Source organism: Sphingomonas pseudosanguinis, assembly GCF_052056765.1.
GTDB classification, from domain to species: domain Bacteria; phylum Pseudomonadota; class Alphaproteobacteria; order Sphingomonadales; family Sphingomonadaceae; genus Sphingomonas; species Sphingomonas pseudosanguinis.
Window position 1 is genome coordinate 380,647 of record NZ_CP189888.1, and the last position, 13,093, is coordinate 393,739.

The 13,093-nt window shown below is 67.0% G+C and carries 12 protein-coding genes; 8 read left to right on the forward strand and 4 right to left on the reverse strand.

The annotated features are described in order from the left end of the window. Positions 1-5: 5 nt before the first annotated feature. From otsB to sdhC, 4 genes are all read right to left on the reverse strand, one after another. Positions 6-779 carry a trehalose-phosphatase gene (gene otsB / locus ACQHGV_RS01690; RefSeq protein WP_440979196.1) on the reverse strand — a complete coding sequence of 258 codons (774 nt, stop codon included), beginning with the start codon at positions 777-779 and terminating at the stop codon, positions 6-8. A gap of 502 nt (positions 780-1,281) precedes the next feature. Beyond that, on the reverse strand, positions 1,282-3,090 hold the full coding sequence (sdhA, locus tag ACQHGV_RS01695) for a succinate dehydrogenase flavoprotein subunit (RefSeq protein ID WP_440979197.1): 1,809 nt from the start codon (positions 3,088-3,090) through the stop codon (positions 1,282-1,284). After that, positions 3,090-3,473, reverse strand: coding sequence for a succinate dehydrogenase, hydrophobic membrane anchor protein (gene sdhD, locus ACQHGV_RS01700; protein ID WP_183953154.1), 384 nt, complete (start codon positions 3,471-3,473; stop codon positions 3,090-3,092). Before sdhD ends, sdhA begins: the two co-directional genes overlap by 1 nt. After that, positions 3,473-3,883: a succinate dehydrogenase, cytochrome b556 subunit gene (gene sdhC / locus ACQHGV_RS01705; RefSeq protein ID WP_440979198.1), complete on the reverse strand. Its 411-nt coding sequence runs from the start codon at positions 3,881-3,883 to the stop codon at positions 3,473-3,475. The genes sdhD and sdhC overlap by 1 nt, the downstream gene beginning before the upstream one ends. A gap of 241 nt (positions 3,884-4,124) precedes the next feature. Between sdhC and ACQHGV_RS01710 the strand changes: the two genes are divergently transcribed. From ACQHGV_RS01710 to scpA, 8 genes are all read left to right on the forward strand, one after another. Further along, the gene (locus tag ACQHGV_RS01710) at positions 4,125-5,483 is read left to right on the forward strand and encodes a methyl-accepting chemotaxis protein (RefSeq protein ID WP_240455959.1); all 1,359 of its coding nucleotides are present in this window, start codon (positions 4,125-4,127) and stop codon (positions 5,481-5,483) included. Positions 5,484-5,655: 172 nt separating this feature from the next. Beyond that, positions 5,656-6,351 (forward strand): SDR family NAD(P)-dependent oxidoreductase, encoded by a 696-nt coding sequence (locus ACQHGV_RS01715; RefSeq protein ID WP_440979199.1) that lies wholly within the window; start codon positions 5,656-5,658, stop codon positions 6,349-6,351. Then, positions 6,341-7,273 carry a 50S ribosomal protein L11 methyltransferase gene (locus ACQHGV_RS01720; RefSeq protein ID WP_440979200.1) on the forward strand — a complete coding sequence of 311 codons (933 nt, stop codon included), beginning with the start codon at positions 6,341-6,343 and terminating at the stop codon, positions 7,271-7,273. The genes ACQHGV_RS01715 and ACQHGV_RS01720 overlap by 11 nt, the downstream gene beginning before the upstream one ends. Positions 7,274-7,560: 287 nt before the next feature. Next, complete coding sequence (locus tag ACQHGV_RS01725; RefSeq protein WP_440979201.1) at positions 7,561-9,087, forward strand: acyl-CoA carboxylase subunit beta; 1,527 nt, start codon at positions 7,561-7,563, stop codon at positions 9,085-9,087. Between the two features lie 114 nt (positions 9,088-9,201). Further along, on the forward strand, positions 9,202-9,471 hold the full coding sequence (locus tag ACQHGV_RS01730; protein ID WP_440980106.1) for a GIY-YIG nuclease family protein: 270 nt from the start codon (positions 9,202-9,204) through the stop codon (positions 9,469-9,471). Between the two features lie 102 nt (positions 9,472-9,573). Then, on the forward strand, positions 9,574-9,993 hold the full coding sequence (gene mce, locus ACQHGV_RS01735; RefSeq protein ID WP_440979202.1) for a methylmalonyl-CoA epimerase: 420 nt from the start codon (positions 9,574-9,576) through the stop codon (positions 9,991-9,993). Between the two features lie 8 nt (positions 9,994-10,001). Beyond that, a complete protein-coding gene (locus ACQHGV_RS01740; RefSeq protein ID WP_440980107.1) occupies positions 10,002-10,760 on the forward strand; it encodes an enoyl-CoA hydratase-related protein in 759 nt (252 codons plus the stop codon). 64 nt (positions 10,761-10,824) lie between these two features. After that, on the forward strand, positions 10,825-13,089 hold the full coding sequence (gene scpA, locus ACQHGV_RS01745) for a methylmalonyl-CoA mutase (RefSeq protein ID WP_440979203.1): 2,265 nt from the start codon (positions 10,825-10,827) through the stop codon (positions 13,087-13,089). Positions 13,090-13,093 lie beyond the last annotated feature (4 nt).

The following is a 13,093-nucleotide window of genomic DNA, read 5'->3' on the forward strand; positions in this document are numbered from 1 at the left end:
TTGCATTATTCGGCATTCTCCAGCGCTTGGGCGAGCCATGAATGGACGGCGGCGACATCGGGCAGGCGGTAACGGGCGGCGGTCTCGCGCATCGGGCCGATCAGCACACCCGCGCCGCCAAGCCGGGCGGCGGCTTCGAAGCCGTCCTCATCGGTCACGTCGTCGCCGAAGAAGATTGGGACCGTCCCTCGCATGGCCGGTGCCTGCATCAGCGTCTCGATCGCCTGACCCTTGTCGCCGGGCAGGCGGACCTCGACCATCATCTTGCCGGGTTGCAGGGTCAGGCCGTGGCGCTCGGCGATGGCGGTGGCTTCACGCAGGGCGAGCGGCTCCGCATCAGGGTTGCGGCGGTAGTGGAGCCCGGCGCCGAAGCTCTTGGTTTCGAAATACAGGTCGTTGGCCTCGGCCACCGCGCGCATTTCGTCGGTCGCGGTGGCGAGATGGGCGGGCTTTTCGGGCTGGTCGTGGCCGTCCTCGGGGCTGCGGCGTTCGGCGCCGTGGCTACCCGCCAGCGTGAAGTGCTCGGCCTGCGGGCCGAACAGCGCGTCGAGTTGCGCGATCGAGCGGCCGCTGACGATGGCGAGGCGGCCGGGCATATGGGCGGCCAGCGCGTCCAGCCGGTCGGCGAGGTCGCGGCTGACGTGCACCCCTTCGGGATTGTCGGCGAGGTCGACCAGCGTGCCGTCGAAGTCGAGGAACAGGCTGTCCGTCGCGGACAGGCGGGGCGGGGGCGGGGCAAGGTCGGCCAGCATGGGCGAAAGCATAGCGGATGCGGACATGCCGAGTGAACCCATCCCCGCCGCTGGCGTTCCGCTGCGCTGCCGAAATGATTACGGAAGGGGGCGGTTGAGGGGCTCCATGGCGTGCGGCTGGGCTCGCCCCCTCCCGCAGGCGAGTTTTAGGTGGGTCATGCCCCCGGTATGACCTGAACGATGCGGGGCATCGTTTACCTGAAACTGGGGATGGGGGAGGGCTCTCTCCACGAGCGACGTCGCCTGTGGCTTTCCTTCCCCCAGCCCCTCCCGCCTGCGGGAGGGGAGCAAGAAGGGGAGCGGTTCTTGTCTGCGCTGATCGTCTGAGCTGGGCACGCCCCCTCCCGCAAGCGGGAGGGGGATGGGGGAGGGCTCCTTCCACGGGCGACGTCGCTTGTGGCCTTCCCTCCCCCGGCCCCTCCCGCCTGCGGGAGGGGAGAAGAAGAGGGGGCATTCGCGTCCGCCAAAACGAAAAAAGGGCCGGCGATCGCTCGCCAGCCCCTTCATTACGAACCGTAAAACCGGGCCGTTAGTACACCCGCTTCTTCGGCTTGATATACTCGATATCGTCGGTCAGCGTGTAGTCGTGCACCGGGCGATAGTCGATCTCGACCCCGCCGCCCTGACCACCCCAGCCGTCGAAGGTCGCGACGGTGTGCTTCATCCAGTTGGCGTCGTCGCGATCGGGGAAGTCCTCGTTCACGTGCGCGCCGCGGCTTTCCTTGCGGTTCAGCGCCGATTCCATCGTCACGATGGCTTGGCTGATCAGGTTGTCGAGCTCCAGCGTCTCGACCAGATCGGTGTTCCAGATCAGCGAGCGATCCTTGATGCCGATGTCCTTCATCCGGTCATAGGTGGCGCGGATCATCTGGCGACCTTCGGTCAGCAGCTCGTCGGTGCGGAACACGGCGCAGTGGCGCTGCATCGTCTTCTGCATCTCGCTGCGCACCGACGCGGTGGTCGCGCTGCCAGCGGCGTTGCGGAAGTGATCCAGACGGCTGAGCGCCAGCTCTTCCGAGCCCTTGGGCAGCGGTGCGTGCGGCGTGCCGGGCTTCAGCGTGTCCTTGATGCGCAGGCCGGTTGCACGGCCGAACACGACCAAGTCGATCAGCGAGTTGGAGCCGAGGCGGTTCGCGCCGTGCACCGACACGCAGGCCGCTTCGCCGACCGCGAACAGGCCGGGGACGACCGAGTCCGGGTTGCCGTCCTTCAGGCGGACGACTTCGCCGTGATAGTTGGTCGGAATGCCGCCCATATTATAGTGGACGGTCGGCGTGACGGGCAGCGGCTGGCGGGTCAGGTCGACACCGGCGAAGATCTTGCCGGTCTCGGTGATGCCGGGCAGGCGCTCGGCCAAGACCTTCGGGTCGATATGGTCGAGATGGAGGTAGATATGATCCCCCTCCTTGCCGACGCCCCGCCCTTCGCGAATTTCCATCGCCATCGAACGCGACACGACGTCGCGGCTGGCGAGGTCCTTGGCCGACGGCGCGTACCGCTCCATGAAGCGCTCGCCCTCGGAGTTGGTCAGATAGCCGCCTTCGCCGCGCGCACCCTCGGTGATGAGGACACCCGCGCCGTAGATGCCGGTCGGGTGGAACTGCACGAATTCCATGTCCTGGAGCGGCAGGCCGGCGCGCAGCACCATGCCGCCGCCGTCACCCGTGCAGGTGTGCGCCGAGGTGGCCGAGAAATAGCAGCGGCCATAGCCGCCGGTCGCCAGCACGACATTGTGGGCGCGGAACCGGTGGATCGAACCGTCTTCCATGCACAAGGCGATCACGCCGCGGCAATTGCCCTGATCGTCCATGATCAGGTCGAGCGCGAAATATTCGATGAAGAAGTCCGCGTCATACTTCAACGACTGCTGGTACAGCGCGTGCAGCATGGCGTGGCCGGTACGGTCGGCGGCGGCGCAGGTGCGCTGCGCAGGCGGGCCTTCGCCCATATTCTGCATCATGCCGCCGAAGGGGCGCTGATAGATCTTGCCCTCTTCGGTACGGCTGAACGGCACGCCGGCGTGCTCCAGCTCGTAGACGGCGGCGGGCGCCTCGCGGCACAGATATTCGATCGCGTCCTGGTCGCCCAGCCAGTCCGACCCCTTGACGGTGTCGTACATATGCCAGGTCCAGTGGTCGGGACCCATATTGCCGAGCGAGGCGGCGATGCCGCCTTGGGCCGCGACGGTGTGGCTGCGCGTCGGGAACACCTTGGTGATGCAGGCGGTCTTCAGGCCGGCCTCGGCGATACCCATGGTGGCGCGCAGGCCCGAACCGCCCGCGCCCACGACGACGGCGTCATAGGTGTGGTCGATGATCTTGTAGGCGGCAGCAGACATTATGCAGCGGCTCCGAAGGCGATCTTGAGGATCGAGAAGATGGCGATGGCGGCGGTCGTGAAGACGAACAGGTTCATGACGACGAGCAGCGCGACCCGGTTCTGGTCCTGCTCATAATCCTCGATCACGACCTGGAGGCCCAGGCGCATGTGATAGAAGATCGACGCGACCAGCATCACCATCGGGATGGCGGCCCAGGGATTGGCCAGCCACAGCCGCATCGCGGCATAGTCATAGGACGGCTGGCGCAGGATCGAGATCAGCAGCCAGACGACCAGCAGGAAGTTCGACCCCGCCGTCAGGCGCTGGTTGAGCCAGTGATGGGTGCCCGACTTGGCCGAGCCCAGGCCGCGTACGCGGCCGATCGCGGTTCCGGAACGCATCACTTGATCCCCAGATAGAGCCAGAAGGCCACCGTCATCACGACGGCGAAGACGATGGTGGCTTGCGCCTGACGCTTGTTCGACTTCAGCTCGAAGCCTGCGCCCACATCCATGAACAGGTGGCGGATGCCGTTGGCCATGTGCTGGAACAGGCAGGCGGTCAGGCCGATGCCGACGATATAGCCGATGATGTTGAGACGACCCGACTGGACGGTGAAGACGTCGCGGAAGGTCGCATAGCTTTCGGGGCCGGCGGCAACCGCCGCCAGGAACCACACGAGCAACGCCGTGCCCACGGTCGCCATGCCCGTGCCGGTGGCGCGGTGCAGGATGGAGACCAGCATGTTGGGGCCCCATTTCCAGATCTGGAGGTGCGGGGAAAGCGGGCGTGCGGTGTTGCGGGCGGCCAAGGGCAGATCCTCGAACAGTCTAAGGTCGGGCTGGTTTGCGGATACGCCTATGGTGAAGACGCCGTCAGGATGCAAGTCGCGAGGCGCATTTGCGCAAGCCTGGGGCGGATGTTTCGCATGCCGCCGGCCCCTCCGCAACGCGGCTAACGCGCCCTTAACGCTTTCCGGGTCAGAGTCGCAGGCGTCGGGTTCCCATGGGCCCGGCGCGTGCCAGTGTGCCCGACACCAAGGGAGCCGCGTTTTGAAGTCCGACCTGCCATCGTCCACGATCATCACCGCCGAGATCGACCTCGACACGCGGATTCGCGCCTTTGACGGGGGCGACGGCTCGCTTGTCCGGCTGGCGTCGGAGCTCTGGCCGCTGATCGATCCGCGCGCCGACGAGGTGATCGACGCCTATTGGCAGCATTGGCGCACGGCCAATCCGCACCAGCCCGAATGGTCGCCGCTCGACCGCGACCGGCAGCGGACGGCGGGGCGCGCCTATCTGCGCAACCGATTCTGCAATCTGGCGGGGCGCGACTGGGTCGAGTCGCTCGGGCGTTCGGTTTCCGCCGCCTATGGCGCGGGCGTGCCGCCCATGGAGGTGCTGGCCATGTCCTGCGCCAGCGACCGGGCGGCGCTCAAGGTGCTGCTCGACGTCATCCCGGAGGAAGACCCGCGCCGCACCGCGCTGATCGATACGCTGATGCGGTTGTTCGGGATGGAGACCGAACTAACCGTCGAATTGTTCGCCGGCTATGAGCGCTGGACCGCCGAGCGGCAGCGCGAGCGGCTGGCGGGGGATTTCCGCAACGGCATCGCGACCGTGGTCGAGAATGCGACGATCGAGGGTCGCGACCTGCGTCGTCAGGCACAGGAGGCGTCGCTGTCGACGCGCGGCATGCTGGGCAAGTCGAGCGAGGTCGCCGCCGCCGCCGAACAGTCGGCGGTCGCGATGCGCGAGGCGGCGCAGACCGCCGCAGGCCTCATCCGCGCGATCGAGGATGCCCGCGCCGAGGTCGACCAGGCCGCCGATGTCGCCAACCGCGCCGCCGCGCAGGCCGGCCAGGCGGTCGGCATGTCGGAGATGCTGTCGGACCACGCCAAGTCGATCGAATCGATCCTGGGCCTGATCCGCGACATCGCCGGGCAGACCAATCTGCTGGCGCTGAACGCCACGATCGAGGCCGCGCGCGCCGGCGATGCCGGCCGGGGCTTTGCCGTCGTCGCGCAGGAGGTGAAGAGCCTCGCCAGCCAGACCGCGCGTGCCACCGACGACATCGCGACCAAGATCGCCGCGATTCAGGCCGCGACCAAGTCGACGGTCGACACCAACGCCTCGATCAAGGCGACCGTCAACGAGCTGCAGGCCTCGGCCGAGCATATCCGCTATGCCATGGAGGCGCAGGCGCAGACGGTGACCGCGATTACGGCGGCCGTCGACGAAACCGCGCTCGCCGCCGACTCGATGTCGCACACCATCGCCGCGATCCGCGCCGATACCGAGAATGTCGCGCAGGAGATCGATCAGGTTGGGCGCGGCTTCGAAAGCCTCGACACCCAGCTGGGCGAATTGAAGACCAGCGCCACCCAGTTCGTCGCCCGCGTCGCGGCGTGACGCAAATTCCTCCCCTGCAAGGGGAGGTGGCGCGCGTAGCGCGTCGGAGGGGTGTCCCGCTATCGAGAGGGTGACACCCCTCCGTCAGGGCTTCGCCCTGCCACCTCCCCTTGCAGGGGAGGAATTCCAGGTGCCGGTTGACGCTTCGGCGATCCCCCGGCACGGCGGGGGCATGACGACGATATTGGTAACGGGCAGCAGCCGAGGCATCGGCGCGGCCATCGCATCGACCTTGGGCGAACTGCCCGACACGCGGGTCTTGGGCCATGGCACGCGCAGCGGTATCGCCGCCGACCTGTCGCAGGCGGACGCGCCCGCGCGGCTCTGGGTCGAGGCGCTGGAACAGGCCGGCGGCGCGATCGACGTGCTCGTCAACAATGCCGGTATCTTTGAAGCCAGCCCGCTCGACGCCGACGACTGGTCGGACAGCTGGGCGCGCACGATGCAGGTCAATCTGACCGCCTCGGCCGAACTCTGCCGCCTCGCCGTTCTGCACTGGCAGGCGCGTGGGGTCGGCGGCCGCATCGTCAACATCGCCAGCCGCGCGGCGTACCGGGGCGACAGCCCTGCCCACTGGCATTATGCCGCGTCCAAGGGCGGCATGGTCGCGATGACCAAGACGATCGCGCGGGGCTATGCTGCGCAAGGCATCCTGGCCTTCGCCGTCTGCCCCGGCTTCACCATGACCGGCATGGCCGACGATTATCTGGCCAGCCGTGGCGGCGAGAAGCTGCTCGCCGACATTCCGCTGGGCCGCGTCGCCAGCCCCGAGGAGGTCGCCGCGACCGTCCGTTTCCTGTGCACCGACGCGCCCCCTTCGATGACCGGCGCGGTCCTCGACGTGAACGGAGCCAGCTATGTCCGCTGACAGCTGGAAGCTGACCCTACCCTGCACCCGCGACGAGGCGGAGGCGATCGACGCCGCCGACGATCTGGCGATCGACGCGGTCATCATGACCACCGAAGAGGTGGAGGACGACCGCGAGCATTGGCGGCTCGACGCCTATTTCGAGGCCGAGCCGGATGCCGCGACGATCGCGGCGATCCGCGCGCTGGCGCCGAGCGCGGGCGACCATCCCGCTACGGTCGAGCATCTGGCGGCGCAGGACTGGGTGACGATGAGCCAGGCGGGGCTGGAGCCCCTCTCGGTCGGGCGCTTCTTCGTCCACACGGGCGACGAGGCGGTGCCGGAGGGCTTGCGCGGTTTCCATATCCCGGCGGGCCGGGCGTTCGGCACCGGGCATCACGAGACGACCAGCGGTTGTCTCGCCATGCTCGATGCGATGGCCGGGGAGAGCGTCAAGAACGCGATCGACGTGGGCACGGGCACCGGCCTGCTCGCCTTTGCCGCGCGGCATCTCTGGCCGGAGGCGAAGGTCGTCGCGACCGACATCGATCCGATCGCGATCGATGTGACCGCCGAGAATGCCGTGATCAATGGCGTCGACGGGGTCGAACTGATCGTCGCCGACGGGGCGCTCGCCGATCCGATCATGGCGGCGGCACCTTATGATCTGGTGATCGCCAATATCCTGGCCGGGCCGCTGATCTCGATGGCGCCCGAACTGGCCGCGATCGCGGGGCCGGAGGCGACCTTGGTGCTGGCAGGGTTGCTGGAAACGCAGCGCGCCGATGTGGTCGCGGCGTATGAGGCGTGCGGCTGCGTGCTGGAGACGGTCGACCGGCGCGGCGATTGGAGCGTGTTGCGGCTGCGGGCGGGGGCGGAGCGGTTCGTGCCGAATGCGCCGTTCGATCCCAAGGGCCGCGACGGCTGGGCGTTGGACATCTGACCTTCTTTACTCCCCTCCCGCAGGCGAGTTTCAGGTCGGTCATGCTCCCGGCATGACCTAAACGATGCGGGGCATCGTTTACCTGAAACTGGGTTGGGGGAGGGCAGGGCCACAGGCGGTGGTCTCGGTGAGACTCCTAGCCCTCCCCCCGACCCCCTCCCGCCTGCGGGAGGGGGAGCGTGCTGGGCACGCGTCTGCCCCTTCCCCTTACGAAAGCGGAAATCCCCGCGATTGCCATCCCCCCGACCTCTCGGGCATAAGCCCCGGCAAAGATTGAAGGAGAGGTCATGGCATCGACGATGGTCGAACTGGAACGCCGCCGCGCCGCCGCGCGCGCCGGTGGGGGCGAGAAGCGTGTCGCCGCGCAGCATGCCAAGGGCAAGCTGACCGCACGCGAGCGGCTCGACGTGCTGCTCGACGAGGGTAGTTTCGAGGAGCTCGACATGTTCGTCGAGCATAACTGCACCGACTTCGGCATGACCGAACAGGTCGTCCCCGGTGACGGCGTGGTGACCGGCTCGGGCACGATCAACGGGCGGCTGGTGTTCGTCTTCAGCCAGGACTTCACCGTCTTCGGCGGCTCGCTGTCCGAACGACACGCGCAGAAGATCTGCAAGATCATGGACATGGCGATGAAGGTCGGTGCGCCCGTCATCGGCCTGAACGATAGCGGCGGTGCGCGCATCCAGGAGGGCGTGGCCAGCCTGGGCGGCTATGCCGAGGTGTTCCAGCGCAACGTGCTGGCGTCGGGCGTGGTGCCGCAGCTCAGCCTCATCATGGGGCCGTGTGCGGGCGGTGCGGTCTATTCGCCCGCCATGACCGACTTCATCTTCATGGTGAAGGATTCGAGCTATATGTTCGTCACCGGCCCGGATGTGGTGAAGACGGTGACCAACGAAGTCGTGACCCAGGAAGCGCTGGGCGGTGCGGTGACGCACACCACCAGGACCGGCGTCGCCGACGTGGCGTTCGAGGACGATATCGAGGCGCTGCTCGCCGCGCGCGATTTCATCGACTTTCTGCCCGCCAACAACCGCGAGGGCGTGCCAGAGCGGCCGACCGCCGATGCCTGGGACCGGATCGAGGAAAGCCTCGACACGCTGATCCCGGCCAGCGCCAACCAGCCCTATGACATGCACGAGCTGTTGTCGAAGGTCGTCGACGAGGGCGACTTCTTCGAGGTGCAGCCCGCGCACGGGGCCAACATCATCACCGGCTTCGGCCGGATCGAAGGGCGCACGGTCGGCTTCGTCGCCAACCAGCCGATGGTGCTGGCGGGCGTGCTCGACATCAACGCGTCCCGCAAGGCGGCGCGCTTCGTGCGCTTCTGCGATGCGTTCGAGATTCCGATCGTGACCTTCGTCGACGTGCCCGGCTTCCTGCCCGGCACGGCGCAGGAGCATAATGGCATCATCAAGCATGGCGCGAAATTGCTGTTCGCCTATGCTGAGGCCACCGTCCCCAAGATCACGGTCATCACCCGCAAGGCTTATGGCGGCGCATACGACGTGATGGCGTCCAAGCACTTACGCGGCGACCTCAACTATGCCTGGCCGACCGCCGAGATCGCGGTGATGGGGGGCAAGGGCGCGGTCGAGATCATCTTCCGGGGCAAGACGCCCGAGGAAATCGCCGAGCGCACCGCCGAATATGAGGCGTGTTTCGCCAACCCGTTCGTCGCGGCGTCCAAGGGCTTCGTCGACGAGGTGATCCAGCCACATTCGACCCGCAGGCGGATCGCACTGGGCCTGCGCAAGCTGCGCAACAAGGACCTGGCAAACCCGTGGAAGAAGCATGACAATCTGCCGCTTTGAATCTCGTCATTGCGAGCGTAGCGAAGCAATCCAGGGCGTCGTGTGGAACCCTGGATTGCCGCGCTTCGCTCGCAATGACGCGGTGGCGCGGTGAAACAGCCAGCCGTGTATATCATGGCCAGCCAGCGCAACGGCACGATCTATGTCGGCGTGACATCGAACCTGGCACAACGGGTCTGGCAGCATCGCGAAGGCGTCGCCGATGGCTTCACCCAGCGTTATGGCTGCAAGTCGTTGGTCTGGTTCGAGGCGGCGGAAACGATGGAAACCGCGATCCTGCGTGAGAAGCAGCTGAAGGGCGGGTCGCGTGCCCGCAAAATTCGGTTGATCGAAGAATTGAACCCGTATTGGCATGACCTGTTCGAGCAGATCGCCCATGGATGACTCCGCATTCTGCCCCGTCATTGCGAGCGCAGCGAAGCAATCCAGTGCGCCGCGCGAGACCCTGGATTGCTTCGCTGCGCTCGCAATGACGAAGGATACGATATGACCCTCGGCCGTCTCAACCATATCGGTATCGCCACGCCGTCGATCGAGAAGACGGTCGAGACCTATCGCCATCTTCTCGGCGCGGACGCGATCGGCGAGCCCTTCGATCTACCGCCGCAAGGCGTGCGGGTGTGCTTCATCGACGCGCCCAACACCCAGATCGAACTCATCCAGCCGCTCGACGAAACCTCGCCTATCGCCAACTTCCTGAAGAAGAACCCGGCCGGTGGGCAGCATCACCTGTGCTTCGAGGTGGCCGACATCCCCGCCGCCGTCGCCGATCTTCAGGCCAAGGGCGCGACGCTGCTGGGCCCGCCGCGTATCGGCGCGCATGGTACGCCGGTCGTCTTCCTCCATCCGCACGACATGGGCGGGGTGCTGGTCGAACTGATGGAAACGCCGGGAGACGATCATTGAGCGACACCATGCTGCGCGTCGAGCGCCGGGGGGATGTGCTGGTCCTGACGCTCAACCGGCCCGAGCGGCTGAATGCCGCGCCGCCCGCGCTGTTCGATGCGATCCGCGAAGCACTCGACGCACGCGGCGACGCCCGTGCTGTGCTAATCGCGGGCGAGGGGCGGGCCTTCTGCTCGGGCGCGGACATATCGGGTGGCGATGTCGGGCCCGATACCGTCCACCGCGCGCTGGTCGAGCATTACAACCTCGCGATGCTGACGCTCGCCGACCTGCCCATTCCCGTGGTCAGCGCGGTGCGGGGCGCGGCGGCGGGGATCGGGTGCAGCCTGGCGCTCGCCGCCGACTTCTGCGTCGCGAGCGAGAATGCCTATTTCCTCCACGCCTTCGTCAATATCGGCCTCGTTCCCGATGGCGGCGCGAGTTGGATGCTGCCGCGCCTGATCGGCCGGGCGCGGGCCGCCGAGATGATGATGCTGGGCGAGCGGGTGGCGGCGGCCAAGGCCCTCGACTGGGGCATGATCCACAAGGTCGTCGCCGACGATGCCCTCGACGGCGAGGCGCTGGCGCTCGCCGAGCGGTTGGCGGCGGGGCCGAGCGTGGCCTTGGGGCTGATGCGCCGCGCGCTCCACGCCGGGTTCGACAGCGACTATGCCACCGCGCTGGCCCGCGAGGCCGACGACCAACGCGCCGCCCGCGCGACGCAGGATGGTGAGGAGGGCGGCCGGGCCTTTTTCGAGAAGCGTCCACCGCGTTTCCTCGGGCGGTGAGACTTGCGCGGGTATGATAATTTCGCTCTAGTGAAATAAAATAAGAGTGGATGAGGAGTGGCCGATGGCCGAACGCCCTGAGCTGTCAGACTGGGAAGCCCTTGCCGCGCGAGAGGTGAAGGGGCGCGACCTCGACTGGCAGACGCCCGAGGGGATCACGGTCAAGCCGCTCTACACCGCCGCCGATGTGACCACCGATCCCGGCCTGCCGGGCTTCGCGCCGTTCACGCGCGGCGTGCGCGCCAGCATGTATGCGGGCCGCCCCTGGACGATCCGGCAATATGCGGGCTTCTCGACCGCCGAGGAATCCAACGCCTTTTACCGCCGCAATCTGGCGGCGGGGCAGAAGGGGCTGTCGGTCGCCTTCGACCTCGCCACGCACCGGGGTTACGACAGCGACCACCCGCGCGTGACCGGCGATGTCGGCAAGGCGGGCGTCGCGATCGACACGGTCGAGGATATGAAGATCCTGTTCGACGGTATCCCGCTGGATGCCATGTCGGTCAGCATGACGATGAACGGCGCGGTGATCCCGGTGCTGGCCTTCTTCATCGTCGCGGCCGAGGAACAGGGCGTTCACCGCTCCAAGCTGGAAGGGACCATCCAGAACGATATCCTCAAGGAGTTCATGGTCCGCAACACGTACATCTATCCCCCTGAGCCGAGCATGCGGATCATCTCGGACATCTTCGCCTATACCTCGGCCGAGATGCCCAAGTTCAACAGCATCTCGATCAGCGGCTATCATATGCAGGAGGCCGGGGCGACGCAGCTCCAGGAGCTGGCGTTCACCATCGCCGATGGCATGGAGTATGTGAAATACGGCGTGGCGTCGGGCCTCGACATCGACAAGTTCGCAGGCCGCCTGTCCTTCTTCTTCGCGATCGGCATGAACTTCTTCATGGAGGTCGCCAAGCTGCGCGCGGCGCGGGTGCTGTGGCACCGGGCGATGACCCAGCTGGGGGCACAGGACGAGCGCTCGAAGATGCTGCGCACCCACTGCCAGACCAGCGGCGTGTCGCTGACCGAGCAGGACCCGTATAACAACGTCATCCGCACCACGATCGAGGCGATGGCCGCGATGCTGGGCGGGACGCAATCGCTCCATACGAACGCGCTGGACGAAGCGATCGCGCTGCCCACCGACTTCTCCGCCCGGATCGCGCGCAACACGCAGATCGTGCTGCAGGAAGAGACGGGGATGACCAAGGTCGTCGATCCCTTGGGCGGCAGCTATTACGTCGAGAGCCTGACCCAGTCGCTGGTCGACGGCGCCTGGGAATTGATCGAGCGGATTGAGGCAGAGGGCGGCATGGCCAAGGCGGTCGCGGCGGGCTGGCCCAAGGCGATGATCGAGGAAGCGTCGGCGGCGCGTGCGGCGAAGGTCGACCGGGGCGAGGATGTCATCGTTGGGGTCAATAAGTACCGGCTGGCCGACGAAGCGCCGGTCGAGATTTTGGACATCGACAATCATGCGGTGCGCGCCGGACAGGTGGCGCGGATCGCGGCCGTGAAGGCGGCGCGGGACGAGGCGGCAGCCCAAGCGGCACTCGATGCCCTGCGCAACGCCGCCCAAAATCCTCCCCAAGCTCGTCTTGGGGAGGGGGACCATCGCGCCAGCGATGGTGGAGGGGCGGGGGATGAGGTTGCCGCCCCTCCACCACAGCCTTCGGCTGCGGTCTCCCTCCCCGAGCAAGCTCAGGGAGGAATGGGAGGCAATCTCCTCGCACTGGCCGTCGAGGCGGCGCGTGCGCGCGCGACCTTGGGCGAGATCTCGGCCGCGCTGGAGGATGCCTTCGGCCGCTACGGCACCCAGCCGACCCCGGTATCCGGCGTATACGGCGGCGCCTATGCCGAGGACGAACGCTGGGCCCGCCTTCTTCGCGGCGTCGAAGCCGTCGAGCGCCGCCTCGGCCGCAAGCCCCGGCTGTTCGTGGCCAAGATGGGCCAGGACGGGCATGACCGGGGCGCCAACCTCGTCTCCTCGATGTTCGGTGACCTGGGCTTCGAGGTTGTCCCCGGCGCGCTCTTCCAGACGCCCGAGGAGGCCGCGCAACTCGCACTGGCCCGCGATGTCGATGTGGTCGGCGCTTCCAGCCTGGCGGCCGGGCACAAGACGCTGATCCCCGAGCTGATCGGCTTCTTACGCGACGCAGGGCGTGCCGATATCAAGGTCATCGCGGGTGGCGTTATTCCCGCACAGGACTATCAGGCGCTCTATGATGCCGGGGTGCAGGCGATTTTCGGCCCCGGGACCAATCTTGTGAAAGCGGCCGAAGATGTGCTGAGGCTGCTGGGCCATAATATGCCGCCCGAGACGGGCGAATGACAGG

What these genes read in the sequence shown, in the direction of transcription:
- otsB (WP_440979196.1), bottom strand. Translation starts at nt 779, where the DNA reads ATGTCCGCATCCGCTATGCTTTCGCCCATGCTGGCCGACCTTGCCCCG.
- sdhA (WP_440979197.1), bottom strand. Translation starts at nt 3,090, where the DNA reads ATGTCTGCTGCCGCCTACAAGATCATCGACCACACCTATGACGCCGTC.
- sdhD (WP_183953154.1), bottom strand. Translation starts at nt 3,473, where the DNA reads ATGCGTTCCGGAACCGCGATCGGCCGCGTACGCGGCCTGGGCTCGGCC.
- ACQHGV_RS01715 (WP_440979199.1), top strand. Translation starts at nt 5,656, where the DNA reads ATGACGACGATATTGGTAACGGGCAGCAGCCGAGGCATCGGCGCGGCC.
- ACQHGV_RS01720 (WP_440979200.1), top strand. Translation starts at nt 6,341, where the DNA reads ATGTCCGCTGACAGCTGGAAGCTGACCCTACCCTGCACCCGCGACGAG.
- ACQHGV_RS01725 (WP_440979201.1), top strand. Translation starts at nt 7,561, where the DNA reads ATGGCATCGACGATGGTCGAACTGGAACGCCGCCGCGCCGCCGCGCGC.
- ACQHGV_RS01730 (WP_440980106.1), top strand. Translation starts at nt 9,202, where the DNA reads ATGGCCAGCCAGCGCAACGGCACGATCTATGTCGGCGTGACATCGAAC.
- mce (WP_440979202.1), top strand. Translation starts at nt 9,574, where the DNA reads ATGACCCTCGGCCGTCTCAACCATATCGGTATCGCCACGCCGTCGATC.
- ACQHGV_RS01740 (WP_440980107.1), top strand. Translation starts at nt 10,002, where the DNA reads ATGCTGCGCGTCGAGCGCCGGGGGGATGTGCTGGTCCTGACGCTCAAC.
- scpA (WP_440979203.1), top strand. Translation starts at nt 10,825, where the DNA reads ATGGCCGAACGCCCTGAGCTGTCAGACTGGGAAGCCCTTGCCGCGCGA.